We start from the raw sequence: 26937 nt of genomic DNA, 5'->3' as shown, positions 1-26937 counted from the left end.
ACATTACTCCAAACAAAAAGCGTTCCTGCTGCTATGCAGAAACACTTGTTTGGAGTAATACCAATGTATAATTAAACTAAAACCTAAACTCCTGCTCCACCACTTCCCCTTCCCCTAACACCCCACCCTCAACAACAAGTGGTACATCGCGCTCATCCTTCTTCTTCCTCACCTTAACCTCATCCCCCAATATAGCTGCTGTTGCCCTCTTCTTAGGCTGCATATCAAACAAACTCATCTGAGCAGATTCAAGTGTCACGTGTACAATCTCATCAGGCCGAAATCGACGTAATGCAATAAAATTATCATTGTTTAATTCAATGTCCCCAAGAATAATGCGCACCGACTGATTCCACTCATCCTTTGCTATTTTGTTCAGAATCTCAATCTTCTTAATACTTGCTTTTAAAACCGATCCCATGTTTCATACCTCCTCTTAATTAACTTGCTCGAGTTCTATTCTGCTTGCTGTCCCAAGATACTGCCCTACTTGATTTAACAGATATTCCTTTTCTCCAAATGCCCCTATTTGCTTCCCGTTGACCAGGACACGGTATAAGGACCGCTTAGAAACCACCTGTTCTTTGACACTGTTTAGTTTAAGTAAACGCTCTAACCCGTTAACATGACCTTCTGCAATCTTCTTTAACATTCGAATATCGCCTAGCAAATTAGCATCCTCTTTGTTATCAATAAAAAGATTCTCAGTAAGTATAGCTGGCATCTTTGTTAATCTCAGAACTGCGAAGTTCGATTTTTTCATTCCTCGATCCCTAACTTTTAGCTGAGCCATGACTCTTGAATGTATTGCCTGTTGAAACTGAATAGTATCTTGCTGTGCATTGGGGTGAATAAATGATTCAAAGCCTGTCCCTCCAGCAGCATTCACATGAATAGACAAAAAGTAATCAGCTCCCCAATTATTCGCAAGCCTCGCTCGTTCTTCAAGGGAGAGAAACGTATCTGACGTTCTTGTCATTTTTACTAGAACGTCAAATTGTTGAAGCAACATATGTCGCATTTCTCTAGCTATAGTTAACACGATATCTTTTTCCTGTAATCCATTTGCCACAGCGCCCGGATCCTTCCCCCCGTGCCCTGGATCCAACATAATTTTAACTTTTGTCATTGGCCCACTCCCTTAACTTCTAAATTGTCGTAACCGGTAATCATCACCTTGAATCGTAATTGCTTCACATTGTTGCATCATTCTTGAAAAGTTACGTGCCCCCACTTTTTCTTGAAGATCTCGCCCATTTAAATTGGTGGTATAAATGGTGTGCTTTCCTAACCTGCTGTCTACGACTTCAAATACTTTCGCTATTGACCAACTTCCACTATGATCGTTACCGTGTTCGGCTCCAATATCATCGAGTACGAGGCAATCCGCTTGTTCCAATACAGTAAGCAGGTCGTCTTCTGCAAATTCACTATTCTTTTTGTAAGTCGCTTTTAGCTTAGTTAAAAGCTTTGGAACCGATATAAAAATTCCAGTGTGACCTTTACCTAGTAACTCTTTTAACATGGCTGCTGCTAGATGCGACTTTCCTAACCCATAAGAGCCTGTAAGTAATAGATTTCTAGGAAAGTCGAATGAGAATTCAGCCACGTATCTTTCTGCTGCTATTTTCCCCCCTTTCTGGCTCGGTTAGTAGGATGATAGGTTCCAAACACTGCTTCGCGCAGATCTGAGTTTATCAAACTGTTTTGGTCAAAGACTTCAAACAGTCGTTCCTTTTCCCTTAACTTTTTGAGCTCTTTTCTTCTTTCCAATACCTGTGATTCAATGGCTTTATCCTCACATCTACAACCATATTTCATCTCCAGGCTTTTGCCTTTATCCGGTCCAAACGGCATCACTACCCGCCTAACTGTTACTGGTTCATCACACCCTTCACAAATGACTTTTGCCACAATGTTAGAATCGGAAATCGTATCCAGTATAGTCTGTGGCAGATGCGCGCTTGCGTGTATCATGAGACTGACCTCCCTTTTGAGGAAACGGAGTGACCCGCTTCCTCCAGTTTTCTTGTTCCGCTTGGATCGCTTTTAGGGTCTGAAGTTTACGAGATTGCCAGTCTTGCAAAATTTTAGAAACATACCGCCAATTACGAACGTTTTTAAGTATTGCAATTTTCATGGCTTCAATCACGATGTCTTCTGGTTCAAGAAAACTACCATCAGATAACCATGTATTTATGTCTTCACTAATAAAAGGCGACAGCATTCCAAATCCATTTTCCTCGTAGAACAAGAATGGATTTACTTTTTTAGTTGTTATGTTTTGTTTAATATTCTTTTGTTCATATAATGGGGTAACACTGTCTCCCACTTTGTCTGCATAACTGTCTACCTCATTGTCTACTAGTTTGTCTGCATATGGTGCAGACAAAGAAAGTAACCGGTAAACAGCAGCCTGATTTCCTTTCCGACTTTCAAAGGTAAGATACCCCTTCTGTTTTAGCTCATTTCGGCTATTATAAAAATTACGTTCCTTAACTCCAGCCTTTAAACACACTACCGATGCAGCCACAGAGAAATCTATCGGCCATCCTGCCTTGTTGCGTATGTGCATAAGGGCATACCATACCGCAATCGCAGTTGAGCTTAACGGATTCGTCTCCTGCTGATCATAAAAGGCGTTAATCTCTCTTATATAGTTCATAGTTACCTCCAGTTGAAGGCTAGTTACATTTGGTATCGAATAGAAATGGCTTTAAGTGCTAGCTTCATATTCCCGGCATCTAACCGGTCCATATCAGCTAATCCTCTAGGAAGTTTGTTTTTGGGGTTATACAAATGAAGAGCTAGAGCTAACATGAATTTTTCACTTTCGCTCCAACATTTACTGATTTGAGTAAGTTTTCGAATATAGACATGTCCTTTGTGGAAATCAAAATATGCATTAGTGTAGAAGTTTGATAGTTTATAATGTTCAGAAAATAAATAAAGCATTGAACACCACTCCGGACTTTCTTTTACATAGTGCGGTACCGCTTTTGCCATAGATCAATCGTCCCTTCATGGTTAGGATTAGATTTATTACTTTGAACTTTAAACCATGTAAAGAAAGCATCGCGCTCCACCCTCTTTAATCTTCCCATACGTACAAGCGGGAAATCAGCTTGTTCCATTAACTCGTAAGCAACACGCTTAGAGCATCCGATGATCTCAGAGATATGTTCTGCCTTAAGAATGATTGGATAATCGTTCACTGTTCTTTGACTCATAAGAAACGCCTCCTTCATATAACTGCTCATAAAACAACCACTCTACAGAAACACTAAATAAAGAAGCTATTCGAAGCTTATATAGCTTACTTGGTTCTTTGTTCCCCGCTTCTATATGAGCAATCATACTTTGAGATAAGCCTACATTCTTAGCTACTTCCACCTGAGTTAAACCAAGTTTCTGTCTAACATCCATAAATCGTAAATTACGCTTATCCATTTAAGACCTCCTTTGAATCAATCGTTATTTAGTACTTAAAGTTATATTATAGTACTTTAAGTATTAAAACAACTAAAAGTTATAAAATCATTGCAAGTATTACTTAAAGTGATATAATGGGAGAAAGATGACCAAAAGTCATTGACAAAGTTCGACAATTTTATATTAATAAAGAGGAAGGCAGCTGAGTATCGTGCAAACATTTGGACAACTCCTTAAAGAGGAGCGCTTGAAAAGAAACCTTACTCAAGCTCAACTAGGAGAACTGCTAGGGGTCACTCAAGGTTCAATTGCTTCTTATGAGCGTGATGAAAAAATTCCTCGTTCCAATCGCCTCAAAGAAATCTCATCATTGTTTAACCTCTCACCAAATGCGCTATTAGGCCACCATTCTTCAGCTCCAGAAATCAAAAAGATTCATGGGGTGATACGCGTGCCAGTCATTAGGAAAATAACAGTCGATCTTCCAATCGACGCAGAAGCAAACATTATAGAATATACTTACATTCCAGATGACGGCAAATATCGAGAGGGTGAAGTTTTCATTCTCGAAGTCAGTGGAGATTCAATGGAAGGAAGAAGTCGAATTTGCAAAGGCGACCGCGTACTCGTCCAACAACAGGATGATGTAGAATCAGGAGAAATTGCCGTTGTAGCAATCAACGGAGAAGATGTTAGTCTAAGACGCGTTACAAAAACAGAGACTGGAGAAGTAATATTGTATCCAGACAACTCCAAATACGCGCCTATGCTCGTGCGGGATGGTAATGCGAAGATTTATGGGAAAGTTGTGCAGGTTATTTTTGAACCATTATAAAAATAATCTGCCCGTACTACTTATCACTGAAAGGAGGCGGTATTATGAGTTAATAAGTTATTCATCCGATCATATGTATTCGAGTATTTGTATTTGCGAAGGAGGAAAACTAAATATGGCTTTCATTTCTAAATATCCTGTTAAAAACAGCAAAAAGGGATATAAGTGGTACTTTCGTGTTTATTTAGGGGTAGATCCTGCAACCGGGAAAAGACTTCAAAAGTTACAAAGAGGATTTGAAACAAAAAAAGAAGCAGAAGCTGCTTGTAGTGAATTAGTTAAAAAATACAGTCAAGGAGCAATAGTCACTCCTCCAAAAAAATTACTGTTTCATGAATTAATCGAAAAATGGATCCTTAGTAAAAATAAGATACGTGATGTAACACTAAAGAAGTATCAATTACTTTTAAAAAATCACATTGTACCAGGTCTTGGTTACATTGAAGTAGCAAAATTAACAGATGAACATCTCAACCGCTTTTATAACGAACTAAAAGTTAAAAAGAACCTCTCCAGTACATCCATCAATGATATCCACAAACTCTGTAAACAAATCCTATCATATGCTGTAAAAAAGAAAATACTCATCGAAAATGTTGCGACTCTTGTAGAAGCACCACAAATTAACAAAAAGCAAATTCAAATATGGAATTATGAAGATTGCAGAACATTTCTCGATTGTGTGAAAGAACATCGAGAATATATTGCGTTTCTAATCGCATTGACAACCGGAATGCGGCAAAGTGAAATTTTAGCATTAACATGGAAACATGTAAATTTTGAAAGGAATATCATTTCAGTTGATCAAACGTTAGAACGAGGAAAAAATGCACTAAACCCAAAAGTTAAATCTAAAAACAGTCAACGCAGTATTCGAGTAGATCAAGAAACAATGCTTGAACTCAAAAGGCAGAAAAGGAGAATAATGAAAGAAAAAATGTTTTTAGGTCAGGAATATCTAGATTATGACCTAGTCATTCCAACTTCAAAAGGTACACCTATAAGTCAGCGAAATCTACTAAGAACATTTTACCGCTATATCAAAAAGTCAGGAGTGCGCAAGATCGACTTTCACGATATGCGACATACTCACGCATCCATGTTACTTCAAAATGGGGCCAACCCTAAGGCAGTTTCTGAAAGACTCGGACATGATACTCGAACACTTATGCAAACCTATGCTCATATCATGCCTAATATCCAGGAAGAAATTGCAGCAGATTTTGGTTCTACCTTCTACCAACAAAAACAGCAGAAAAACAGAAAGACAAATTAGTAGTATCAAATTAGTATCAAATCACTTCATTCTCTTCCCTCAAATAAAAAGAAACACCCTCCCATACATAGGAAAGGTGCATCATTACTAGCTTTTCAGGTAATGACCCGTACTGGGTTCGAACCAGTGACCTCCACCCTGTCAAGGTGGCGCTCTCCCAGCTGAGCTAACGGATCATGTTGAGTATTAATACACTGACAATTAATAATATAAGCTAACACGTTCAAATTGTCAATAGAAAATGGCGCGCTAGTAGGACTCGAACCTACAACGCAAGAACCGGAATCTTGAATGATATCCCTTTCACCATAGGCGCACATTAGATAAGCAACATATTCTAATATAACGGAAAAGAGAGGTGCTGTCAATGGCTCCTCTCTTCGTTATATTATTTTGCTTCTGTAGCTGGTGTTCCTTCTTCAAGCATTTTGTTAAAACGCTCACTTATATCTTCTTCTGTATATCCAGCTTGTCCTAACCGAGCAGCTAGATTTTTAGCCCATAATTGAAGGCGATCTGCCATTTTTGCGTATTTCTTAGACTCAGAACCTCTGCCTTCTTTTGCACGACCTTCAGCATTTGACATTACGTTCTCTACGATGAATAACGCTTTCCAAACACCTTCTTCGTCTAGTGATTCCTGAACTTCACCTAACTCAGCTAATACTTTACGGTAGTATTCACTAAACTCTTTAAATGAAATTTCCTCTTCCATATTTAAGTACACTTGAATTTGATCATATAACGCTTGCATGTCGACACTCCTTATTTAACTTATACTGTAGTATACCATAACTTATCAAAACGAAGAACTAATCAAAAAAGTGACTTAGATAAATAGTACTCCCAAGTCACTTTATGTTCATTTTCGATTAAGCTTTACAATAGTCATCAAAAGCTTTTTCTAACTTTTGTACAACTTGAATAGGCTCATGTCCCTCAATCTCAAAACGTTCAACCATCGTCATGATCTTACCATCTTTTAGTAAAGCAAACGAAGGAGAAGAAGGAGCGTAACCTGTAAAATACTCTCTTGCTTTCGCAGTTGCCTCTTTGTCTTGTCCAGCGAATACTGTAACAAAACGGTCTGGTTTTGTTTCATAGTTCTTCATATAAGCTGCAGCTGGGCGCGCGATACCTCCAGCACATCCGCACACTGAATTTATCATAACAAGTGTTGTTCCTTCTTTTGTGAGTAATTCGTCTACCTCTTCAGGAGTTTGTAGCTGCTCATAACCTGCTTCAACCATTTCTTGACGTGCAATATTGACAACATCATTCATATAAAAGTTAAATTGCATTATTATCCACCTCTCAACAATCTTTATTATTATTGTAACCCGTTCCATAAATAAAACCAATTCTTTTGCTTAGAAAAAAAGAAAAACCAGCTTATATGCTGATTTTTCTTTTTTGACATTGATTATTGAAGTGCAGTAGCTAAAACCTCAATGTTTCTTCTCATTAAACTAAAATAATCTTCATCGTTATTGATGTCTTCTTGGATAAGTGCCTCAAGGTTATGAAGATATAAAGCTTCTGCTCCAACCTCATCCTTAACGACTTCCGCAACTTTTGTCGGTATATTTTGTTCTAACATCACATAATTTAAGCCGTATTCATTCGCGAACGTAATAATATCTTGTAACTGGCGTTGTGAAGGTTCGTTTGTTGGTGAAATGCCAGAAATTCCGATTTGCTTAACTCCGTAACGCGCTTCCCAGTAACCATAGCCAGCGTGTGAAACAAGAAAAGTATCCTTGTTAGCTGCATCTACCATTGCTTTGAATTCCGAATCAATGGCTTCTAGCTCTGCTTTTACTTCTTCAAAATTCAAAGTAAAGAATTCTTCTTGCTCAGGTAGTAATTCAACTAATGCGTTTTTAATATTTTCCGCTAGACTAATAGATAAAATAGGGTCTAACCAAACATGTGGATCTTCGTCGTGTGAATGGTCATGACCGTCTTCTTCATGTCCGTGTTCATCTTCTCCGTGCCCATGATCATCATGATCATGTTTGTCTTCTTCGTGCCCGTGATCATCATGATCATGTCCATGTTCGTCTTCTTCGTGCCCATGGTCATCATGATCATGTCCATGTTCGTCTTCTTCATGTCCGTGAGCTTCATGATTATCGTCATAGTCAATTAATTCAATACCTTCTGATGCTTCAACGATCGCAACTCCTTCACCTTCGATCGTCTCGATTAACGCATCAGCAAAGCCCTCAAGGCCAGATCCGTTATAAATAAAAGCGTCACCTTCTGCAACACTAATCATTTCACGTGCAGTTGGTTCAAATGTATGTGCATCAGCTCCGACTGGTACTAGATTTGTTACATTTACAAAATCGCCTCCAATTTTTCGAGCAAAATCCTCTAAAGGAAAAATCGTAGTAAATAACTCTAGTGTTTCAACTTCCTCTACAATCGGTTCTTCAGTTGCTGGTTGTTCAGGTAGATCTTGTACTTCTTCTACTGGTTCATTACCGCCACATGCTGCTAGAAAAGAAGACAAAATAAGTACAGAAGCAAATAAACTTGATAACTTTTTCATGACTTACCCCTTTCGTAACGATTCCGTTTTATCACAGTATGGATTATATCGTAAGCCTTACGATTTGTAAACAAGTTTCATTAAATAAAAGTCACTTTTTAAATTGTTAATACTACTTCGATAAGATGGAACTCTAAACAGGGAGGAGTAAGTACACAAGTTTCAATGCGTACAAAAAATAATAAATAATTAAAAACAAAAAAATGACAATAACAGTCTCCAAAAAGGATGTCTCAAAAGGCTACTTACTAACCTATTGAGACATCCTTTGTCTTATGATATTGTGTTAAGATTTAATCTCTTTTTATAAAGCTTATTTAATTCAGCATAGTGATCAAACAATTGCGGTAACACGATTTTTAATTGTTCTTCATCTCGCTTTTCTACAGCTGCGTTAAATACAGATTGAAGTTCAGAATGCTTATCTAACCATGTTTTATCTACAGCTTGGCCATTTTCTAATTCGCCTCTTTGCTTAGCTTCTTTCAACTTCTTTTGTAACAAATCGCGTTCAACTCTTATATCTTTCCATTTTCCAATTTGATCTGGAGCGTACTTATCGGCTAAAAGTTCATAATAATAATCTAAATGAACCTTAAGATCTTTACTAATCCCTTTATCATGTTCACAGCCCTCTTCTTCCTTCTTATCCTCCACGACTTCTGCTTGAACAGGCGCCAACGTTGTTACAACGATCGAAGCAATTAATAAGATTTGAGCAAAAAGAAACAATTGGTGAAAACGTTTCATGTATTGGTCACCCTTTCCTATCAGTTATTCTTAGAATAACCAGCCGAAACCAGTTTATGTAAAAAACCAAATAAAAAAGCTGAGAGAAATCTCTCAGCTTTCACTCTTAGTATATTGAAGTTGTTTCTTCCGTCATCGTCTCTAAAATTTCCTTCACTCTTGCGAGGAAACGTCCGCACACTAAACCATCTAATACTCTGTGATCTAATGATAGGCATAGGTTCACCATGCTTCTAATCGCAATCATGTCCCCAGTAGGACTTTCAATCACAACAGGACGCTTTACAATTGATTCAATAGACAAAATCGCAGCTTGTGGATGATTAATGATTGGAGTAGATAATACAGAACCAAAAGAACCTGTATTATTAACTGTAAAAGTTCCACCTTGCATGTCTTGACTGCTAAGCTTACCCGATCGTACCTTTGAAGCTAATTCTTGAACTTCACGTCCGATTCCTTTAATGGACTTTTCATCCGCATGTTTAATAACCGGTACGAATAGAGAATCTTCTGTAGCCACAGCAATGGAAATATTTAAATCTTTTTTCTGAATGATCTTATCCTCTGCCCACATTGAGTTCATTTGAGGGAATTCTTTCAATGCTTCAACCGTCGCTTTAATAAAGAACGGGAGGAATGTTAAATTAAATCCTTCTTTTTGCTTGAATTCTTGTTTAATTTGATTACGGAAATGAACCAGATTTGTCACATCTACTTCAACCATCATCCAAGCGTGAGGAGCCTCATGTTTACTTTTTACCATATTGGCAGCAATGGCTTTTCGAACGCCACTAACAGGTATCTCGATGTCTCCCGAAGCTGCAACAGGTGCTTCAACCTTTTTCGGTGGTTCTACCTTTTTAGCTTCAACTGAAACTTCAGGTACAGTTTCTATTATTGATGTCTTTGTCGGTTTCCCTCCACCTTCGATGATCTTTTGTAGATCCTTTCTCGTTATTCTACCACCTTTACCTGAGCCGGTTACTTGCTCTAGATCAATGTTATGTTCTTGAGACATCCGAAGAACAGCAGGTGAATAACGGCGCTTTTGTGACTCATCGGGAGGTTGATTTGTAGACAAAGTTTCCGTTTTAGATGTTTCTGTAACGGGAGTTTCTACTATAGTTTCTCCTTCTATATCAATTGTACAAATCACCACACCAACTTCAACCGTCTCATCTTCTTGGACAAGAAGTTCTTTTATTGTACCCGTGTATGAAGAAGGCACCTCTGCATTCACTTTGTCCGTCATCACTTCTGCAATAGGATCATACTTGTTTACAAATTGTCCAGGTTGAACAAGCCATTTACTTATCGTTCCTTCTGTTACACTTTCGCCGAGCTGGGGCATTTTCATCTCTGTTGCCATTTAAGGTCCTCCCTTCTTTTTAAAATTCCGCTAGATCACGCATCGCTTTTTCTACTTTATCTGGATTAATCATAAAATACTTTTCCATCGTAGGTGCATAAGGCATCGCTGGAACATCTGGACCTGCTAAACGTTGGATTGGAGCGTCTAAATCAAATAAACAATGCTCAGCAATAATGGCAGCTACTTCTCCCATAATGCTTCCTTCTTTGTTATCCTCTGTAACAAGAAGTACTTTACCCGTTTTGCTAGCTGCTTCAACAATTGCTTCTTTATCAAGAGGGTACACTGTTCTTAAATCTAGAATATGAGTAGAGATACCATCCTTTTCAAGGCGTTCTGCCGCTTGCAAAGCAAAATGAACAGATAAACCATACGTAATAACAGTAATGTCTTCTCCTTCGCGTTTAACATCTGCTTTTCCAATAGGAAGTGTGTAATCTTCTGCAGGTACTTCCCCTTTAATTAAACGATACGCACGTTTATGTTCGAAAAATAGAACGGGGTCATTATCGCGAATTGCCGCTTTAAGTAGCCCTTTTACGTCATATGGTGTTGAAGGCATGACAATTTTCAACCCAGGAACACTTGCAAAAATTGCTTCTACTGATTGTGAATGATAAAGAGCTCCATGCACACCGCCACCATAAGGGGCACGAATTGTAATCGGACAACTCCAATCATTATTTGAACGATAGCGAATTTTTGCTGCTTCTGAAATGATTTGATTAACTGCCGGCATAATAAAATCAGCAAATTGCATTTCAGCAACGGGTCTCATTCCATACATTGCAGCCCCAATTCCCACACCCGCAATCGCAGATTCCGCTAATGGAGTATCAATAACACGTTGTTCCCCGAATTGTTCATACAAGCCATTGGTCGCACGGAAAACACCACCTCGTGCTCCAACATCTTCACCAAGGACAAACACCTTCTCATCTCTTTCCATTTCTTCTCGTAATGCTTGAGTCACTGCTTCAATATAGGAAATTACAGCCATAAATTTTCCCCCTCTCTATTTTTCTTCATACACATACTTCATTGCATCTTCTGGATCTGCATAAGGAGCTTGTTCTGCGTACTCAGTAGCCTCATCAACTATTTTTGCTAGTTCTTTTTCAATATTCAATTGAATTTCATCTGTTAATATATTTGTTTGTCTTAAATAATCAGCAAAAGTAAAGATAGCATCTAACTTTTTCGCCTCTTCCACTTCTTCACGGGAACGATAAGCTCTATCATCATCATCACTCGAGTGTGGAGTTAAACGATAAGAAACTGTTTCTACTAAAGATGGCCCTTCTCCTCTTCTAGCTCTGTCAACTGCTTGTTTAACCGCTTCATATACAGCTAGAGGATCATTTCCATCAACTGTTACACCAGGCATCCCATATCCAATTGCACGATCAGATACTTTCTCGCAAGCTAGCTGCTTCTCAATTGGGACCGATATTGCATACTTGTTGTTTTCGCACATGAAAATAACAGGGAGCTTGTGAACTCCTGCAAAGTTGGCACCTTCATGAAAATCTCCTTGGTTAGAAGAACCTTCACCAAAAGTAGTAAACGTAACGAAATCCTTCCCTTCCATTTTTCCACCTAAAGCTATCCCTACTGCGTGTGGAACTTGGGTTGTGACCGGCGAGGAGCCTGTTACGATTCTATTTTTCTTTTGACCAAAATGGCCAGGCATTTGGCGTCCACCTGAATTAGGGTCTTCGGCTTTTGCAAAACCTGAGAGCATGAGATCTTGTGCTGTCATACCAAAAGTAAGTACTACTCCCATATCACGATAATAAGGAAGGATATAATCTTTGTTTCGATCCAGAGCAAATGCAGCACCCACCTGAGCCGCCTCTTGCCCTTGACATGAAATCACAAACGGAATCTTTCCAGCTCTGTTTAAAAGCCACATACGTTCATCAATCTTTCGTGCAAGAAGCATGGTTTTATACATTTCTAGTACGGTTTGATCTGATAATCCTATCGCGCTGTGTCGATTTTCAGTCATTCTTCATTCCTCCTCCAAATAACTTTTATGAATGGATAGCTAGACCATCAACAGCTAATGCCGCTTCCCCAATAACCTCGGACAAAGTAGGGTGTGGATGAATCATTTCGGCGACTTCGAAGTGTGCTGCATCTAAAACTTTTGCTAAAGCCGCTTCTGATATTAAATCTGTTACATGAGGTCCAATCATATGAACACCTAGTAAGTCATCATTATCAGCATTCGCGATTATTTTAGCAAATCCTTCTGCATTTCCATACACGAGTGCTTTACCAACTGCTTTAAATGGGAATGAGCCCACTTTAACATTAAAGCCTTTTTCCCTTGCTTCAGCTTCCGTTAAACCAACGCTTGCCATTTCAGGGCTACTATATATACATTTAGGGACTGTATCATAATTGATCGGATCTGGTTTTTTTCCAGCTAAGTGATCAACAGCTATAATTCCTTCATGCGAGGCAACATGCGCAAGTTGCAAGCCTCCTATAACATCACCAATTGCATACATATGAGATTCTTTCGTTTGACAAAATTCATTGACCTTGATCGTACCATTTTCTACTTCGATATCTGTGTTTTCTAAGCCAATGTTATTAACATTCGGGCTTCTTCCAACGGATAACAAGATTTTTTCGGCTTGGAATGACTGTGTTACGCCCTCCACTTCGGCTTCGATTACAATATCATTTTCAGAAGTTTGCAGTGTTTCCGCCAACACTTTCGCATTCGTAACAAAACTGATTCCTTTTTTCTTTAATTGTTTTAACGCCTCTTTTGCAATATCAGCATCTTCTGTCGGAAGAATCTGCTGTGCATATTCAATCACTGTAACTCTCACACCAAAATCGGCTAACATTGATGCCCATTCAATTCCAATCACACCACCACCAACAATAACAATTGAAGTTGGTAGATGTTCTAGTTCAAGTGCATGATCTGAAGTCAGCACAAATTTCCCGTCTGGCTCAAGTCCAGGAAGTGATCTCGGAGAAGAACCGGTTGCAATCAGAACATACTGAGGAATAAGCATTGTATTCTCTTGACCGTCTGTTCTTTCTACAGAAATGGTACCAGGTGTCGGGGAAAAAATAGACGGACCTAGAATTCTACCAATGCCCTCAAATACGTCGATTTTCCCCTTCTTCATTAAGTGTTGGACTCCCAGATGCAATTGATTCACAATTGAATTTTTACGTTCTTGAACTTTACTAAAATCAAGGCTTACATCTGCTGTCATTACACCAAATTGCTCAGAATGTTTAGCCGTTTGAAATACTTCTGCACTTCGAAGCAAGGCCTTGCTCGGAATACAACCTTTGTGTAAACACGTGCCTCCAAGTTTTTCTTTTTCTACGACCGCTACTTTCATCCCATGTTGAGCAGCACGGATTGCAGCTACGTAACCACCCGTTCCTGCCCCTAAAATGACAAGGTCATATTCTTCAGCCATTCGCGTTCTCCTCCTTATTCACGTCTTCCTCACCTTATTTACGACGTGATAAAATGTGTTGTCCGTTTTGTAAAAACTGACGACGAGACCTTCTCATTCTTTCAATTCGTTCTTCTGCCATTCGATCTGCAGCTTTGAAAGTTGGAATTTGGTCACGTTTTGCAATTTCAAATACTTTCTCTATGTTCTGATAGATCCCTTCCACTTTCTTCAAAGCTCGTTCGCTATTGTAGCCATTCAATTCATCTGCAACATTAATAACTCCACCAGCGTTAATAACATAGTCAGGAGCATAAACAATTCCTAGTTCATGAATTAAACTTCCATGACGCTCTTCTTTTAATTGGTTGTTCGCAGCACCAGCAATTACTTTAGCTTTAAATTGTGGAATTGTTTGATCATTTATAATCGCTCCCAGAGCACATGGAGCAAAAATATCACAATCGACGCTGTAAATATCATTTACGTCAACTGCTTTTGCACCAAAATCAATAACAGCACGTTGAACTGCATCTTTATGAATGTCTGTAACAATTAAGTTAGCTCCTTCTTCATGAAGATGTTTACAAAGGTTATAAGCAACATTTCCGACGCCTTGAACGGCAATCGTCTTTCCTGCTAAATCATCCGAACCAAATGCTTCTTTAGCAGCTGCCTTCATTCCAACATATACACCGTACGCCGTTACAGGTGACGGATTACCTGATGATCCGAATGCCGGTGAGATACCTGTTACATAATCTGTTTCCTCATAAATGGTATCCATATCTTGTACGGTTGTTCCTACATCTTCAGCTGTAATGTAGCGTCCGTTTAACCCTTGTATATAACGGCCAAAAGCACGGAACATTTCTTCGTTTTTATCTTTACGCGGGTCACCGATAATGACCGTTTTACCTCCACCTAAGTTCAAGCCAGCAGCAGCATTCTTATACGTCATTCCTTTAGCTAATCTAAGCGCATCTTCAAAAGCATCCGCCTCTGATGCATACATCCACATTCTTGTTCCTCCAAGAGCAGGTCCGAGCGTAGTGTCATGAATAGCAATAATAGCTTTTAATCCAGATAATTTATCTTGACATACGACAACTTGTTCATAGTCGTAGTTTTCCATATAAGAGAATAATTCCAATGTGTAACCTCCTTGATTGTATCTCTATGAGATCCTATACCTTTCATATTGCAAGGATCGTGCCAAATTTTATAATTTGAAAGAATCCTTATAAGTCTTCACAAAACGATCACATTACATAAATAAACATGCAATTCCATTCATGCTTACGCAATATTTTGCATGCAAAGTTATTCAATTTGATGTTTTTCCATTTTATAATAAAGGGACCGTACTGATATACCTAGAGCTCTCGCCGTTTTTGTACGGCTACCTTCATAACGCGCTAACGCCTTTTTCAGAACGTTTCTTTCATAATCATCAATGATTTGCTGCAAAGGTTTTTCTTGTTGTAGTTCGACATCACTATTAATAGGAACTGCAGATCCTTTTTCTATAATGTGATTTAAAGACGGTAGGTGAAACTGTTCAACTCTTTGAGTCGAAGGTTCCATATAAATCATCGTTCGAGCTAAGACATTTTCAAGCTCCCTGACATTGCCTGGCCAATGGTACGAACGCAAATAATTTATAGCTTCCTCTGAGATAGATTGGACGTAACGACCATAATCTTTATTTAATTTAGACAGTAAATGTATAGATAATAATCCTAAATCAATTGTTCTTTCTCGGAGTGGCGGTATGTAGATAGGAAACTTATTTAAACGATAATATAGGTCCTCTCGGAATTCTTTCTCGGCAATCGCTTTTTCAAGGTTAACATTCGTAGCCGCAATGACCCTAACATTAATCATAATCGGTTTTGTACCACCAACTCGGATTATTTCTTGTTCTTGCAGGACTCGCAGTAATTTAGCTTGCATTGCACTAGAGAGTTCTCCAATCTCATCTAAAAAGATGCTACCGTTGTTAGCTTCTTCAAACAATCCGCGTTTACCTCCGCGTTTTGCCCCAGAAAACGCTCCTTCCTCATAACCAAATAACTCACTTTCTAGCAGTTGTTCCGAAAGCGCAGCGCAATTCACACGGACAAATGAGTGATTAGAACGCGGACTTCCATTATGTATAGCATGTGCAAATAATTCTTTTCCGGTCCCTGATTCACCACGTAACAGAATCGTCGCAGGGGTTGATGCCGCAAGTTTTGCTTGTTCTTTCGCCACTCTCATTTCGTCTGACTCCCCTACAATTTCATCAAACGAATATTTGGCTTCAAGCGTGCGTATCCTTTTCTTTGCTTTTTCAAGCTGTGAATGAAGAAATGTAAGCTCGGACACATCATGTATGACACCAACACTTCCACTTTTCTTTCCGTCAACAATAATGGGTGCTACATTCACAATTACATCCTTCATATTTGGTCCTACTTTTAACGGAACGCCTCTTACAGCTTGCCCTGTTTCTAGAACTTGTAAATGCATGCTTTCACCCTCTGAAATATCTGCTGTCGCAGGGTGACCGATGACTTCTTCTGGTTCTAGGCCGGTTAATTTTGTGTAAGCTGGATTAATCATTAAACCATTCCCTTTTTCATCAACGACTGAAATCGCATCATTAGAGGAATGAATAATTGCCTCAAGCATCGTCTGAATGCTTTTTAAATTTAAAACCTGATTAGACATTTCTTCAATTTCAGTTATATCCTTAAACACAGCTAAAGCGCCAATAAAGCGTCCTTTTTCGAACATCGGCACTCTTGTTGTAATTACACTCGTCCCATTCTCAAATTCTTGTCTTTGATGTAGCTCAACTTGCTTGGTTTTTAACAGTCTAGGTAAACCACTTGTAGGCAATAACTCTATAATTGATTTACCAATCGCTTTTTTTGCGTTAATTCCCGAAATTCGTTCTGCAGCTTCATTAAAAATTAAGATTTGCTCTTTTTCATTAATAGCGATCATGCCATCATATGTAGAATTTAAAATTGTATCTTGAATTAACATTTGTTCATTTAATTGCTGAATAAGTTGATCTTTTTCTTCCATTAAAGAATAGAAAAGCCGAGCAAGTTGAGAGGGTACAATCATCGTTTTAGGTGCTAGTGATTTCCTTAGCTCCATCAACACCTCAGGCTCACCAGTTGCCTCAAATACAAAATTTATATGTTCAAAATCATGCGTTTGCCAAAACTGACCTGTTTGGATATTTTGTTTTCTTGCTGCTTGTATACCAGGGGCATGAGGATCAATATCATACACAGCTACCACTTGGATATGCTCCATATTCATTAGCAAATGAAACAGTGCAGTTCCACCTTGACCAGCACCAATTATTATAGCTTGCTTCATTTACATTCCCCCTTTTTAAGACTTGGTCTTAACTTCTAGTATTAAATCTCTCTTTACTATTACGCAAATGACACAAAAATGCAACTACTAACGTGTACAGAATACAGTTTTTTCGTTAAGATAGAGATAAGATCTCACCCCTTTAAAAAGGAATTGCTTGTGTTCACTATTTTCTACGAAAGAGGCTTAAAAAAATGGGACGTTTTATCGCATTATTAATATTAGTCATACCAGGTGTCATTGCTGGTTACGGAATAAAACTTATGAGGGATACTATTTTTCAGTTATTAAATAGTCCATTCCCTAATTTAACATTACAATTTTTTAGTGGACTTATTCTTTTCGGAATTTGTTTAACCTTTATAGGTGGCTTTATTTTTTATCGTGACCGAAAAAACGGTAAGATCGCTCCGAGATTTCAAAAAAAATAAAGAAATGAGTTAAGGGCTATCCCTAAAGGTCTTTGATTGACCTGGGATAACCCCTGTTCTTATTTTCTGATTACGCCTATGCCATCTATTGCTTTTAGAAGATTAGACCGTTCAATAATAGTTGAAAAAGAATACCGTTCTGCCACTAAGATCAGCGTCAAAACAAAAATTAGCATAAGGTATTGCGCCAACATTGAAAGCTGATTGACAACAACTACAGCAAGTATTGCCCCTATTACAGTAGCTCCATTGTCTCCTAGCATCGCTTTTCTATAACCTTCCAATACATACCAAATATAAAAGACAGTTACGACCATTAAAACAAAGAGAAATGATGGTAATGGATTTAGAACTAACACGACTATTGTCAGGCAAACCGTTAATTTCCATACTCTAAGTGGTCTAGTATCGAATAGGTTCACCACATGAGGAAAACCAGTTAATAAGAGAAAGGCAACAATAAACGCAAGCGAAAATGGATACTCATTTATCCAAAGGTACATAAGAGCAGCAATAATCGTGCCACCAGCCTTCAGTAATCCAGTTGTCACTACTTTATGCTTAAAAAAATAACTAACATGACCTTTTAACCCTTTTGGATAGGTTTTTCCGTAGACGTCGTCAATAAAACCTAACAACCAAATCGTTAAAATAAATAAAAAAGCAGGTAGAGCTAATGAGCGATTTACTCCCGGAACAAATGCGTACATAAACGAATAGCTATAAATAATGATGACACCAAGACTATAAGGAACATATCGCCCCTCAAAATTAATCACACTAAGATTCATTCTTTGAAAGGCAATCATACTCAAATAGGTGATAATTGGTACAGTAATAAAAAATCCAATCATGATTGAACTCCTCTAAGCTGTCTTTCAATATCGAACCATTGCTTTAGTCTATGAAAAAAACCCTTAACGTCTCGTCCCATTTCTCGGTGTTGCATCGTTGTAGGCACTTCTAAATAAATGGCCCCACTTTGTAACAAATCAATCGTCATCTGAGTTTCAATCCCAAAGCCAGTGTATGAACGCTTTAACAACACTGGTAGCCATTTTCTGTGAAATACACGTTGGCCGGATAACGGAGCTTCTAACCTCACACCTGTTTTATGATATACTAGCGCCTGAACTCTTCTCTTCACGAAACCTGTGCCAGCCTTTTTCCCTGCTTTGATAATAGACGTCGTTACATCTGCATTCCCGTCTCTAACTGGTTCAAGTAGCGCCACTGCCTCTTTAGCTGTTTCTCCTAAATCAGCATCTAGACAGACAATATAAGTTCCTTTTGCAATTTTCCAACCTTGCGTAAGAGCGAATCCTTTGCCCTTATTTTGAGAATAAGAAATAACTGTATCAGCAATTTGGTTGGCAATTGCAGCTGTTTGATCCGAACTCCCATCATCTATTACGATAATTTCTGCATTAACGGAAATATCCTTTACCGCTTCCAATGTTTTTCTTATTCGTTCTTCTTCATTAAAGGCTGGTATCACATAAGAAACTTCAATCATGTCTAAAAGCCTCCTTTTTCTTTAAGGTCGTCCATTTGTCAGGAAGTAGACTTTGTAAACTTTCAATTAAAGAAGGTTTCACCTGGTTATGTTTATTAAATCCCCAATGAAATGAATGGTCTTCTTTTCATTAAAGTATGAATTCCTTTTAGATCTGTTATTTTTTCACCAGCTTGAATGCGACTTAACCATGTAGACCCCATTCCAGCTCTTCCTTTTTCAAGGAATTCTACCATTCCTATTCGACAACCTAACAGAAAAATCTGTTTTGCTCCAGTATTGTATGCTGCCGTAATAGCCACGTCCTCACTAGTCCCGACAAAACGAATTACATCGACCTTTACCCCTAACTCTTTTAGTCGATCCCTACCAGGAGAGTGTCCATTAGGATGTTCGTGACAAAGGAGGATTGCCCCACAGTCGATTGCTCGATCGCTGATAGAATCCATATCACCTATAATAAAATCTGGTGAGATTTTATGCTTTAATAATCCATCGGCTGCACCATCTACGGCTATAATGACATTATCCTTTTGCTTTAGAACATGTCGAAGTACCTTAACGTCTTTTTCATAATTTGTATTTCTAGCGACTATAAACACGTCTTTACTTTTAATTGCATTGAATGATGATGGAACTTCTAGTTGCTGTGTAAACCAATCACATTCTTTTTCAGCATATTGTAGTGTATTTGAAACAAATTGTTGAAATTGGTTTGAATAATTCGCCTCTGCTTGGCGATCTTTTCTAGCTAACAACTCATTATCATAGGAAACTAAACTTGAAATAAAGTGCGGTTCATTCTCTCCAAATGCTTGCACATATAATTCATTCGAATATACGATAGCCTCCTCACCTTGATAAAAGGATTTCTTATCTATATCAGGTGTTGTCATATCAAAAACCGGTATACCGGCTTGAATAAGAGTTCTTACATGATGTTGATTATAACGACCACTCATTGATGTTTTTCCATTAATGACCGCTTTCACTTTCGCTTCTAACAAGCCATTAACAGCTACCCCATCAAGATCCTCGTGCCATAAAAGCACAATGCTTTTACTAGGCAAATAATGAAGTAACTTTTTTGTTTGTTTATGTTCGTAAATAGGTCCTTTAATTAGATTTATCATCGAAAAACCCTCTTTGCACCGTTTGTTCATAATATAAGCAGATTTCACCTAATTTATTAGAGTTTGGGGAAAGAGTTTTTTTCGTTGGACCTTTGAAGTTAATTATAAAAGAGTGTGCTCATTGCTTAGTGACCCCTTCCTCACAACGAGAAAAGTTTCCCTATCAATCACAAAAATAGCCAATAATAAAAGAGCATGCCATCCATCAAGGATTAGCATACTCTTTTATCCAAATTAAATATTTATTATTTCTGGTCCTCAAGAGACCTTGTGCTCAATTCTTAATTTATCAGCTACCATTGCGATAAATTCACTGTTTGTAGGTTTTGCTTTTGTATGGCTTACTGTATATCCAAAAAGGCTCGAAATTGAATCAATATTTCCACGACTCCACGCAACTTCAATTGCATGCCTAATTGCACGTTCTACACGGCTTGAAGTAGTGTTAAATTTCTTTGCAATGTCTGGATATAACACTTTTGTAATTGAACCCAATAATTCAATATCGTTATAAACCATTGTAATCGCTTCGCGTAAATACATGTATCCTTTAATGTGAGCAGGTACACCGATTTCATGAATAATGCTAGTAATACTAGCATCCAAGTTAAAACCACGATTCTCAACCTGACTCGGTGTTGAAATAAACGAATTAGTAGGTGCAGATTGCACAAACGTTCTTGTTTGTCCACTAATCTCACGAATATTCGTGATCAATACTTCCATATCAAATGGTTTAAGAACATAATAAGCCGCCCCTAGATCCACAGCTTTTTTCGTAACATCTTCCTGTCCAAAAGCCGTTAGCATAATGATATGAGGTTTTTTCTTCATATTGAGTTTGTTGATTCTTTCTAATACAGCTAAACCATCTAAATGAGGCATGATAATATCTAAAATTAAGACATCTGGTTCTTTCTCTTCAATTAATCCTAAACATTCTTGCCCGTTATAAGCCGTTCCAATCACCTGCATGTCATTTTGTGCTGATATGTATTCAGTGAGTAAATTAACTAACTCACGATTATCATCTGCTATACAAACATTTACTTTTTGCACCTAAAAGGCCTCCTCTGTATCCACTTTTTCAGTCATAACATACTAATTCGACAAACACTTTATAAAACCTTTTATTTTTCGGAATTTATTTGTTTTTTTTTGATTTCCTTACATTTACTCCATTTTCCTAGCTTTTTCGACCTTATTCGCTTTTTGACAAAAAAGAAGTCTTACTTTTGTCGAATTTTCTTTTTCTGCTCTTATCATACCATAAAATAAGCAGAAGAAAAGAAGCCAAAACGATTTAACTCGCTTTGGCTTCCTGTTTATTTGAGAAATGATCTGTTACTCCTGCTTCTTCTAACATCCAGCTTATGTGACATCCGTAGCCACTTGTTGGATCATTAACAAAAACATGTGTAACAGCTCCGATAATTTTCCCATCTTGGATAATTGGACTTCCGCTCATCCCTTGTACAATGCCACCCGTTGCCTCAAGTAACTTCGGATCCGTTACTTTGATAACCATTCCTTTTGTAGCGGGCTGTTTTTGAGGGACTGAGCTAACAATTTCAATATCATATTCTTCAACATCTTCACCTTCAACAACTGTTAAAATTTTAGCTGGTCCTTCTTTAACATGAGTTGATAAGGCGACAGGCATTTTTTTATCATGAATGTTATTTTTTAGGTTTGCTTCCTTAAGTGTTCCAAAAATTCCAAAGGAACTATTCTTTTCGATTGAACCAAGAATTTCTCGTTTGTCAGATAAACTTGCTAACTTCTCACCTGGATCGCCGTTACTTCCTTTTTCAATGGATGTAACAGATGAACGAATGATTTGACCGTCATGAACGACAATTGGTTTTTGAGTATCAACATCAGAAATAACATGACCCAATGCCCCGTATTTTTTTGTTTCTGGATCATAAAAAGTTAACGTTCCTACCCCTGCAGCGGAATCCCTTATATAAAGGCCCATACGGTAAGAGTGTTCACCCTTTGCCTTAATTGGCGTTAATTCTTTTTCGAATGTTTGATGCTCACGTTTTATAACCATATTTAGTGTCCGTCCTTCGTCTCCTGCAGCTTGAACGTATTCACCTACTTGGCTCATTCGTTGGATCTCATGCCCGTCTATTTCAGTAATCATATCACCGACTTCAATTCCCGCTGTTTCACCAGGAGATGCACTTCCATCATCTGTTTCAACCAAATGATGCCCGACGACTAAGACCCCCTCAGTGTTTAATTTAACACCAATAGACTGTCCACCTGGAATGACTTCCTTTTTAGGTAAGGTTGTAACGTCAATACTTTTAACAGGAATGCCGGCAACTTCTAAAGATACTTGTTCAACATCATTTTCACTAACTCCGCTAGCTTGAAAAGCTTGTGCTGGTTGATTCGTTGAAACCGTTACGGCTTTTAATGATTCAGTCGCTTCAACAATTGGCGTTAATTCCCCTTCAAACACCGTCATAGACGTTGGGATATGAGCCCATTCTCTAACTTCATTTGAGAAACCCAAGCTTATTACGAGTAGCAGAACAAAAACACCTATAACTTTTCTGAATGTATCGCCTCTCACTCACTTCACTCTCCTAGCTCCTTGCCCACACCTCCATTATTGGCTGTATTACTAATGTTGCCTTTAGATGGAACATTTATAACTGGAACAAAAAGAAAAAGCTAACCTAATTTGGCTAGCTTTTCAAGCTGGTTGTTTCAGTTGATCAGCTAATTCCAACAATTCCTTGGCATGCTGAAGGGTTAAATCAGTGATTTCAACACCAGAAATCATACGCGCGATCTCATAAATTTTCTCTTCAAGTGTTAAAACCTTAACTGATGTTTTGACTCGGTCATTTTTTTCTTGTTTCTGAATATAAAGGTGTGAATCAGCCATTGCTGCTACTTGAGGCAAATGAGTAATGCATAACACTTGCGAACCCAGTGAAATCATATGGATTTTCTCTGCAATTGCCTGAGCTACTCGACCACTAACACCAGTATCTACCTCGTCAAAAATAACAGACGTCACTCCTTGCTGATTTGAGAAGATTGATTTAATAGCTAGCATAATTCTAGAAATTTCACCACCGGAGGCTACTTTAGATAAAGGTTTCATTGGTTCTCCAGGATTTGTTGATAGATGAAACTCGATATAATCAATTCCATCTTGGCTAAAAGGAACCGGCTTTCCATTTATAATCGGGGCTTGCTTATTAGCTAATTTCTCAAGAACTCGAACTTCAAATTTCGTTTTTTCCATATATAACGATTTGAGTTGTTCGTGTATTTTATTTGTTAATTGAGTTGCAGCCTGTTTTCTAATTTCCGTAAGTCCTTTAGCTTCTACAAACAAATCTTGCCATAATGCTTCTAATTCTTGTTGAAGTTTAGTAATACGATCATCTTTGTGTATAATTGTATCTAATTGTTCCTCTACCTTTGCCGCATGCTCTAAAATATCATCAACAGTCGCTCCATATTTTCTTTTTAATCTTTGAATATCATGAAGCCTACTTTCAATAAACTCTAACCTAGATGGATCAAATTCAATTTTTTCCACTCGATCTCGAAGCGTAAAAGCAGCTTCTTCCAATAAATAAAAACTATTGCTAACCGATTCAAATAAGTCCTTTAATTCTTCATCTATTGTAGCTGCTTCTTCAAGGTGAGCTACCGCCGTTGACAAAAAGTCAAGACCTCTTTCTTCTCCATATAAACTGAGGTAACTATCTTGAAGCAAAGCAAACAATTTTTCACTATGAGTCAGTTTATGCCGTTCTTGGCTTAATAACTCGTCTTCATTCGGTGTAAGATTTGCCTGCTCTATTTCCTGCAATTGATATTGAAATAGGTCTAATTTCTGCGCCATTTCTTGTTCATTTTGATTTAAACTCAATAATTGTTTCTGAAGTTGTTTTGCTTGCTTGAAAAGACTTTGATACTCACTTAATGCTGGCGCTAAAGTCTTGTGCGCAAATCCATCAACCATCGCTATATGATGCTCTGCTTGCATTAATGCCTGGTGTTCATGCTGACCATGAATATCAACGAGAGCTTGTCCAATTTCGCGGAGAATGGCTAAAGTAACTAATTTACCATTTACTCTGCAAATACTTTTTCCCTGTGAAGTAATATTCCGCCTCAAAATAAACATTGAGTCTTGAACATCAATCCCGTATTCGAGCGCTTTCTTAATACAAGGGTGATCATCATCTACAATAAACAAACCTTCAATCTCAGCACGTTTCTCTCCATACCGAACGAATTCTGAGGAACCTCTACCACCTAGCACTAAACCTATAGCATCAATAATAATGGACTTCCCTGCACCTGTTTCCCCCGTTAAAACAGTTAAACCTTTTTCAAATTGAATCGTTAATTCATCAATTATTGCGAAATGTCTAATTGATAGTTCAATTAACATGCAAGTCACATCCTTATAACATATCTAAAAATCGTTGAGTTATCGCAGGACATTCTTCTCGCTTTTTACATATAATCAAAATCGTATCATCACCACAAATAGTTCCCATAATTTCTTCCCAATCCAAATTATCAATTAACGCTCCAATTGAGTTGGCGTTACCAGGAAGAGTTTTCATAACAATTAGATTTTCAGAAAGATCAATGCTGACGAAACTATCCATTAATGACCGTTTTAATTTCTGTAACGGATTAAATCGTTGATCTGCTGGTAGGCTGTATTTATAGCGTCCATCAAGCATTGGTACTTTCACTAAATGTAGTTCTTTAATATCTCTAGAAACCGTGGCTTGCGTAACATTGTAACCAGAGAGACGAAGCTGCTCAACCAAATCATCTTGTGTTTCAATTTCGTTATTTGCAATTATATCTCTTATTTTAATGTGTCTTTGTCCTTTATTCATCTATTTCACCCATCTTTATTCGATCTCTTTTCTTCATTATCTACGTAAACTTGTTTCAATACAACAAAAGAGTCGACAAATGTTAACAAAAAATTATTCGTTTACAAATTTTGTATAATGTTACACAATTAAATGAAAAGTCTTTTTAAATTTTTGAGAAATTGAGAGGTGAGTTGATGTCAAACAATGAACGAATAGAACAATTAGAAGAACGAGTGCTTAAATTAGAAGAAGAATTAAAATACCTCAAAAATTCAAGTTCAATTACTAGTAAACCACAAGAAACATTAGCGGTTATTCCAACTTCCGAACGAGAGTCTGAGTTAGAGCCTAAACTAGAATCAAAAGTTTCAACGAAAAATGAAAAAGACCTTGAAAAAGTAATTGGCCAAATTTGGCTTCCACGAATATTTATTTTTGTTTTACTATTAGGAGTGGTTTGGGGTTTTAAAGCAGGAACTGACTTAGGAATCATTAATGAATTCGTCCGAATAGTCGCTGGTTATTTAACAAGCATGTTCGTTTTATTCATCGGTTTTAAACAAGTGAAGAAACATCATATCGTATTAGGGAATATCTTAATTGGTGGATCTATTGCCGTTTTATTTGTAACTACTTTTGCTGCTCATATTTTGTACAGCTTTTTTTCATTAGCTGTAGCGTCTCTGATTCATATAGTCATTGTTGTGCTCGGATATTGGCTAACGACGTTTTTCCGTTCACAAAGTATTGGAATTGTAAGTAGTATTGGTGCGTTTCTAGTACCTTTTTTACTTCAATCTGAGCAAGGGAATCTTTTCGTTTTTGGTTTATATGAACTCGTTATATCCCTTTCATTTATTGCACTTGCCTTAGCTCATCACTATAAATATTTATACGTAACCGTTAGTTACGCGCTCCATGTTTCGTTTTTTATGTTTGCACTCATTCAATGGACGACTGAGCTTCACTTTCTTGCGATCCTAGTCCTTGTTCAACACATAATTCTCTTACTGGCCTTTTTATATCATAAAAAGTTAAAGACTCAAACAACATGGATGTTTTTGACTAGTTCAGTCCTAACTAGCTTTTGGATGCTCATAACATTTTCCTATTCTTTTTGGTTAATTATTTTAGCATTAAGCTATGTTATTCTTATTATATTTCTTAAAATGAGTCGACCTGATCGCTCTGTCCTGTTAACAAGTTCAGCTCTTACTTTTTTACTTTACTTGTTTTACACTTTTGACCAAGCGACTTTAGGATTATTTCTTTTGATCGAAGGAACCTTATTTATTTACCTTAGTTATCAACTACAATCAATGATGCAAAGATGGGTTGGATTTGGAATTTATCTTATTGGAGTTCTTTCTATACTTGTTCATCCATTTAATCATATGTTTTCAATTGAAACACTGGCGTGGTCATCACTCATTGCTACACTTATTGTTCTATATCAAATGAATGATTTTACTAAAGTAAAAAATGAAATCCAATTGATCGCAATGGTGTTTATTAATCTAATTGGTCTTGCCTATGTATCACAATTAGTTCGAGTCTTAATTCCTAGTCAGGAAACAATGATGTTAACTGTCACTTGGATTGTATATGCAGCTGTTAACATCATTTATGGTCATGTACGCAATATAAAAATGTTTCGCCTTTTTGGTATGTTTTTAATCTTTTTTACTCTTTTAAAACTAATTATTGTCGACCTTCCTACTGTTTCACTTGTTGTTAGAGCTAGTTTGTTTTTAATTCTGGGTTGTATTGGCTTAGCTGTCTCCCGTCTCTTCTATAAGAAAGAACAAGAGTAAATGCAAGAGGCTAGGACAAGAAAGTATTTTATAACGAGAAATCAAAACGAAGAGATGGTTACAGCGTAGCAATCGCTCCGGAAATACACTTCGCTTTCCGCGGGCGGCTGGTGA

Annotated in this window: 28 protein-coding genes and 2 tRNA genes; 4 read left to right on the top strand and 26 right to left on the bottom strand. The window is 37.6% G+C overall.

Features of this window, described 5'->3' with window-relative positions:
* Positions 1-76: 76 nt before the first annotated feature.
* The 7 genes from JCM9157_RS23580 to JCM9157_RS17440 all read right to left on the bottom strand — a co-directional run bounded on the left by JCM9157_RS23580 (position 77) and on the right by JCM9157_RS17440 (position 3450).
* Complete coding sequence (locus tag JCM9157_RS23580) at positions 77-421, bottom strand: hypothetical protein (protein WP_052013228.1); 345 nt, start codon at positions 419-421, stop codon at positions 77-79.
* 15 nt (positions 422-436) lie between these two features.
* Positions 437-1129, bottom strand: a complete 693-nt coding sequence (locus JCM9157_RS17465; protein WP_035666732.1) for an N-acetylmuramoyl-L-alanine amidase family protein — start codon at positions 1127-1129, stop codon at positions 437-439.
* A gap of 12 nt (positions 1130-1141) precedes the next feature.
* Positions 1142-1609, bottom strand: a complete 468-nt coding sequence (locus JCM9157_RS25480; RefSeq protein ID WP_052013227.1) for an ATP-binding protein — start codon at positions 1607-1609, stop codon at positions 1142-1144.
* Positions 1610-1918: 309 nt separating this feature from the next.
* Positions 1919-2665, bottom strand: coding sequence for a DnaD domain-containing protein (locus tag JCM9157_RS23565; protein ID WP_052013225.1), 747 nt, complete (start codon positions 2663-2665; stop codon positions 1919-1921).
* 23 nt (positions 2666-2688) lie between these two features.
* A complete protein-coding gene (locus tag JCM9157_RS17450) occupies positions 2689-3006 on the bottom strand; it encodes a hypothetical protein (RefSeq protein WP_035666731.1) in 318 nt (105 codons plus the stop codon).
* On the bottom strand, positions 2979-3230 hold the full coding sequence (locus JCM9157_RS17445) for a helix-turn-helix domain-containing protein (protein WP_052013223.1): 252 nt from the start codon (positions 3228-3230) through the stop codon (positions 2979-2981). Before JCM9157_RS17445 ends, JCM9157_RS17450 begins: the two co-directional genes overlap by 28 nt.
* Entirely contained in the window at positions 3190-3450 is a 261-nt protein-coding gene (locus JCM9157_RS17440; RefSeq protein WP_035666730.1) for a helix-turn-helix transcriptional regulator, read from the bottom strand. The genes JCM9157_RS17445 and JCM9157_RS17440 overlap by 41 nt, the downstream gene beginning before the upstream one ends.
* 193 nt (positions 3451-3643) lie before the next feature.
* Between JCM9157_RS17440 and JCM9157_RS23560 the strand changes: the two genes are divergently transcribed.
* A complete protein-coding gene (locus JCM9157_RS23560) occupies positions 3644-4267 on the top strand; it encodes a LexA family protein (RefSeq protein ID WP_052013222.1) in 624 nt (207 codons plus the stop codon).
* Positions 4268-4382: 115 nt separating this feature from the next.
* Positions 4383-5543 carry a site-specific integrase gene (locus JCM9157_RS17430; protein WP_052013221.1) on the top strand — a complete coding sequence of 387 codons (1161 nt, stop codon included), beginning with the start codon at positions 4383-4385 and terminating at the stop codon, positions 5541-5543.
* 103 nt (positions 5544-5646) lie between these two features.
* On the opposite strand, the gene JCM9157_RS17425 is transcribed toward JCM9157_RS17430, so the two are convergent.
* From JCM9157_RS17425 to JCM9157_RS17370, 12 genes are all read right to left on the bottom strand, one after another.
* A tRNA-Val gene (locus tag JCM9157_RS17425) sits at positions 5647-5719 on the bottom strand.
* Between the two features lie 66 nt (positions 5720-5785).
* Positions 5786-5859 (bottom strand) — tRNA-Arg (locus tag JCM9157_RS17420).
* A 72-nt stretch (positions 5860-5931) separates the two neighbouring features.
* Complete coding sequence (locus JCM9157_RS17415) at positions 5932-6297, bottom strand: hypothetical protein (RefSeq protein WP_035666729.1); 366 nt, start codon at positions 6295-6297, stop codon at positions 5932-5934.
* A 118-nt stretch (positions 6298-6415) separates the two neighbouring features.
* A complete protein-coding gene (locus tag JCM9157_RS17410; protein WP_276563944.1) occupies positions 6416-6844 on the bottom strand; it encodes a BrxA/BrxB family bacilliredoxin in 429 nt (142 codons plus the stop codon).
* Between the two features lie 122 nt (positions 6845-6966).
* Positions 6967-8100: a metal ABC transporter solute-binding protein, Zn/Mn family gene (locus tag JCM9157_RS17405; RefSeq protein WP_035666727.1), complete on the bottom strand. Its 1134-nt coding sequence runs from the start codon at positions 8098-8100 to the stop codon at positions 6967-6969.
* 273 nt (positions 8101-8373) lie between these two features.
* Complete coding sequence (locus JCM9157_RS17400) at positions 8374-8850, bottom strand: hypothetical protein (protein ID WP_035666725.1); 477 nt, start codon at positions 8848-8850, stop codon at positions 8374-8376.
* A 106-nt stretch (positions 8851-8956) separates the two neighbouring features.
* On the bottom strand, positions 8957-10222 hold the full coding sequence (locus JCM9157_RS17395; RefSeq protein ID WP_035666723.1) for a dihydrolipoamide acetyltransferase family protein: 1266 nt from the start codon (positions 10220-10222) through the stop codon (positions 8957-8959).
* A gap of 19 nt (positions 10223-10241) precedes the next feature.
* On the bottom strand, positions 10242-11225 hold the full coding sequence (locus JCM9157_RS17390) for an alpha-ketoacid dehydrogenase subunit beta (protein WP_035666721.1): 984 nt from the start codon (positions 11223-11225) through the stop codon (positions 10242-10244).
* Between the two features lie 15 nt (positions 11226-11240).
* Positions 11241-12236, bottom strand: a complete 996-nt coding sequence (locus tag JCM9157_RS17385) for a thiamine pyrophosphate-dependent dehydrogenase E1 component subunit alpha (protein ID WP_035666720.1) — start codon at positions 12234-12236, stop codon at positions 11241-11243.
* A gap of 25 nt (positions 12237-12261) precedes the next feature.
* Positions 12262-13686, bottom strand: a complete 1425-nt coding sequence (gene lpdA / locus JCM9157_RS17380; RefSeq protein WP_035666717.1) for a dihydrolipoyl dehydrogenase — start codon at positions 13684-13686, stop codon at positions 12262-12264.
* 34 nt (positions 13687-13720) lie between these two features.
* Positions 13721-14818 (bottom strand): branched-chain amino acid dehydrogenase, encoded by a 1098-nt coding sequence (gene bcd / locus JCM9157_RS17375; RefSeq protein ID WP_035666715.1) that lies wholly within the window; start codon positions 14816-14818, stop codon positions 13721-13723.
* A 170-nt stretch (positions 14819-14988) separates the two neighbouring features.
* Positions 14989-17046 (bottom strand): sigma-54 interaction domain-containing protein, encoded by a 2058-nt coding sequence (locus JCM9157_RS17370; RefSeq protein ID WP_035666714.1) that lies wholly within the window; start codon positions 17044-17046, stop codon positions 14989-14991.
* A gap of 194 nt (positions 17047-17240) precedes the next feature.
* On the opposite strand from JCM9157_RS17370, the gene JCM9157_RS17365 reads away from it, so the two are divergent.
* Positions 17241-17477 carry a DUF2627 domain-containing protein gene (locus tag JCM9157_RS17365; protein ID WP_035666713.1) on the top strand — a complete coding sequence of 79 codons (237 nt, stop codon included), beginning with the start codon at positions 17241-17243 and terminating at the stop codon, positions 17475-17477.
* A gap of 59 nt (positions 17478-17536) precedes the next feature.
* On the opposite strand, the gene JCM9157_RS17360 is transcribed toward JCM9157_RS17365, so the two are convergent.
* The 7 genes from JCM9157_RS17360 to ahrC all read right to left on the bottom strand — a co-directional run bounded on the left by JCM9157_RS17360 (position 17537) and on the right by ahrC (position 25027).
* Positions 17537-18331, bottom strand: coding sequence for a hypothetical protein (locus tag JCM9157_RS17360; protein ID WP_035666712.1), 795 nt, complete (start codon positions 18329-18331; stop codon positions 17537-17539).
* On the bottom strand, positions 18328-18993 hold the full coding sequence (locus tag JCM9157_RS17355) for a glycosyltransferase family 2 protein (RefSeq protein WP_035666711.1): 666 nt from the start codon (positions 18991-18993) through the stop codon (positions 18328-18330). The genes JCM9157_RS17360 and JCM9157_RS17355 overlap by 4 nt, the downstream gene beginning before the upstream one ends.
* Positions 18994-19088: 95 nt before the next feature.
* Positions 19089-20126 carry a putative cytokinetic ring protein SteA gene (gene steA, locus JCM9157_RS17350; protein WP_052013220.1) on the bottom strand — a complete coding sequence of 346 codons (1038 nt, stop codon included), beginning with the start codon at positions 20124-20126 and terminating at the stop codon, positions 19089-19091.
* 258 nt (positions 20127-20384) lie between these two features.
* A complete protein-coding gene (spo0A, locus tag JCM9157_RS17345) occupies positions 20385-21185 on the bottom strand; it encodes a sporulation transcription factor Spo0A (RefSeq protein ID WP_035666710.1) in 801 nt (266 codons plus the stop codon).
* Positions 21186-21429: 244 nt separating this feature from the next.
* Complete coding sequence (spoIVB, locus tag JCM9157_RS17340; RefSeq protein ID WP_035666709.1) at positions 21430-22716, bottom strand: SpoIVB peptidase; 1287 nt, start codon at positions 22714-22716, stop codon at positions 21430-21432.
* Positions 22717-22839: 123 nt separating this feature from the next.
* Positions 22840-24564, bottom strand: a complete 1725-nt coding sequence (gene recN, locus JCM9157_RS17335; RefSeq protein ID WP_035666706.1) for a DNA repair protein RecN — start codon at positions 24562-24564, stop codon at positions 22840-22842.
* 13 nt (positions 24565-24577) lie between these two features.
* Positions 24578-25027 (bottom strand): transcriptional regulator AhrC/ArgR, encoded by a 450-nt coding sequence (ahrC, locus tag JCM9157_RS17330; RefSeq protein WP_035666703.1) that lies wholly within the window; start codon positions 25025-25027, stop codon positions 24578-24580.
* Positions 25028-25203: 176 nt separating this feature from the next.
* Between ahrC and JCM9157_RS17325 the strand changes: the two genes are divergently transcribed.
* Positions 25204-26823, top strand: coding sequence for a DUF2339 domain-containing protein (locus JCM9157_RS17325; protein ID WP_035666702.1), 1620 nt, complete (start codon positions 25204-25206; stop codon positions 26821-26823).
* Positions 26824-26937: the final 114 nt, after the last annotated feature.

Source organism: Halalkalibacter akibai JCM 9157 (genome assembly GCF_000513135.1).
GTDB lineage: Bacteria > Bacillota > Bacilli > Bacillales > Bacillaceae_D > Halalkalibacter > Halalkalibacter akibai.
The sequence above is the reverse complement of the archived record's forward strand: the minus strand, read 5'-3'. Positions and strand labels throughout refer to the sequence as shown.

Bases quoted from the DNA above. Each gene is read 5' to 3' on its own strand.
- JCM9157_RS17415 (WP_035666729.1), bottom strand. From the start codon at position 6,297: ATGCAAGCGTTATATGATCAAATTCAAGTGTACTTAAATATGGAAGAG.
- JCM9157_RS17410 (WP_276563944.1), bottom strand. From the start codon at position 6,844: ATGCAATTTAACTTTTATATGAATGATGTTGTCAATATTGCACGTCAA.
- JCM9157_RS23580 (WP_052013228.1), bottom strand. From the start codon at position 421: ATGGGATCGGTTTTAAAAGCAAGTATTAAGAAGATTGAGATTCTGAAC.
- JCM9157_RS17405 (WP_035666727.1), bottom strand. From the start codon at position 8,100: ATGAAAAAGTTATCAAGTTTATTTGCTTCTGTACTTATTTTGTCTTCT.
- lpdA (WP_035666717.1), bottom strand. From the start codon at position 13,686: ATGGCTGAAGAATATGACCTTGTCATTTTAGGGGCAGGAACGGGTGGT.
- steA (WP_052013220.1), bottom strand. From the start codon at position 20,126: ATGATAAATCTAATTAAAGGACCTATTTACGAACATAAACAAACAAAA.
- JCM9157_RS17440 (WP_035666730.1), bottom strand. From the start codon at position 3,450: ATGGATAAGCGTAATTTACGATTTATGGATGTTAGACAGAAACTTGGT.
- recN (WP_035666706.1), bottom strand. From the start codon at position 24,564: ATGTTAATTGAACTATCAATTAGACATTTCGCAATAATTGATGAATTA.
- JCM9157_RS23565 (WP_052013225.1), bottom strand. From the start codon at position 2,665: ATGAACTATATAAGAGAGATTAACGCCTTTTATGATCAGCAGGAGACG.
- JCM9157_RS17360 (WP_035666712.1), bottom strand. From the start codon at position 18,331: ATGATTGGATTTTTTATTACTGTACCAATTATCACCTATTTGAGTATG.
- JCM9157_RS17370 (WP_035666714.1), bottom strand. From the start codon at position 17,046: ATGAAGCAAGCTATAATAATTGGTGCTGGTCAAGGTGGAACTGCACTG.
- JCM9157_RS17355 (WP_035666711.1), bottom strand. From the start codon at position 18,993: ATGATTGAAGTTTCTTATGTGATACCAGCCTTTAATGAAGAAGAACGA.
- JCM9157_RS17385 (WP_035666720.1), bottom strand. From the start codon at position 12,236: ATGACTGAAAATCGACACAGCGCGATAGGATTATCAGATCAAACCGTA.
- JCM9157_RS17325 (WP_035666702.1), top strand. From the start codon at position 25,204: ATGTCAAACAATGAACGAATAGAACAATTAGAAGAACGAGTGCTTAAA.
- JCM9157_RS17450 (WP_035666731.1), bottom strand. From the start codon at position 3,006: ATGGCAAAAGCGGTACCGCACTATGTAAAAGAAAGTCCGGAGTGGTGT.
- JCM9157_RS17365 (WP_035666713.1), top strand. From the start codon at position 17,241: ATGGGACGTTTTATCGCATTATTAATATTAGTCATACCAGGTGTCATT.
- JCM9157_RS17465 (WP_035666732.1), bottom strand. From the start codon at position 1,129: ATGACAAAAGTTAAAATTATGTTGGATCCAGGGCACGGGGGGAAGGAT.
- ahrC (WP_035666703.1), bottom strand. From the start codon at position 25,027: ATGAATAAAGGACAAAGACACATTAAAATAAGAGATATAATTGCAAAT.
- JCM9157_RS17390 (WP_035666721.1), bottom strand. From the start codon at position 11,225: ATGGCTGTAATTTCCTATATTGAAGCAGTGACTCAAGCATTACGAGAA.
- JCM9157_RS17430 (WP_052013221.1), top strand. From the start codon at position 4,383: ATGGCTTTCATTTCTAAATATCCTGTTAAAAACAGCAAAAAGGGATAT.
- JCM9157_RS17445 (WP_052013223.1), bottom strand. From the start codon at position 3,230: ATGAGTCAAAGAACAGTGAACGATTATCCAATCATTCTTAAGGCAGAA.
- JCM9157_RS17395 (WP_035666723.1), bottom strand. From the start codon at position 10,222: ATGGCAACAGAGATGAAAATGCCCCAGCTCGGCGAAAGTGTAACAGAA.
- JCM9157_RS17400 (WP_035666725.1), bottom strand. From the start codon at position 8,850: ATGAAACGTTTTCACCAATTGTTTCTTTTTGCTCAAATCTTATTAATT.